This is a genomic window from Bacillus sp. P4_D3 (genome assembly GCF_056401855.1).
Window position 1 is genome coordinate 1 of record NZ_JBFUIN010001129.1, and the last position, 780, is coordinate 780.

General features: G+C 32.9%; 1 protein-coding gene. It reads right to left on the minus strand.

What is annotated here, in order from left to right; all coding sequences use genetic code 11:
* A partial coding sequence (locus tag AC1DTM_RS29770; protein WP_477001621.1) for an aldolase occupies positions 1 to 746 on the minus strand: 746 nt, incomplete at its 3' end.
* Between the last annotated feature and the right edge of the window lie 34 nt (positions 747 to 780).

The following is a 780-nucleotide window of genomic DNA, read 5'->3' on the forward strand; positions in this document are numbered from 1 at the left end:
GTGTAAAATCGCTCAAGTTTTTCTATATGACGAATTCCCACCTCGCCATTCTCTGTTTTCACTAATTCTACTACCCCTTCTAGGGGGATTGATTCAGCAATATATTTAGAAAGAACAGGAACATTGTATTTTGTTTCCCTACCATATATCGATCGATAGTTGTTTGTACCCATTCCTAAATTATCCAAACTATCTTGCCACAATTTTTGTTGTGGATAAGATGGGATGACTACTGGGGAATTTGTATCACTTGAAAATGATATCGCTATTACATCATCACTTAAAAATTGATAGCCTTCTTGTATAAATGCTGACGCAAGCGTAGACTTTCCAGCACCTGAATCTCCTACAAATGCATATGCTTTTCCATTAATAATTACCGCACTTCCATGCAATGGATACACTTTTCTTTGCATCATTATGGCGCCCATACAAGTTCCTAAAATCCAAAGCCGAATCATATCCTCTTCATACTCTTTCATAGGTGAAACAAATATTTTACTGCCGTCTTGAATAGCAAATATTGCAATATCAGGAACCTGAAACATAACTAAATCTTTATTAATTACAAATTCATCTTGTTTATCTGATAAATCCAACCATAATTCCGACAAATCTTTAATTCTTATCTCAATATCTATTGAATCTATTTTATTGTTGACATAAGGTAGTTCTGGTAGAGAGATATCACTGATAATAAATAGACCAAATGCTTTATATACTATATCGGTGTTAGTTATTAACATTATTTTCATCCCCAATATTACGATAGTAATATTA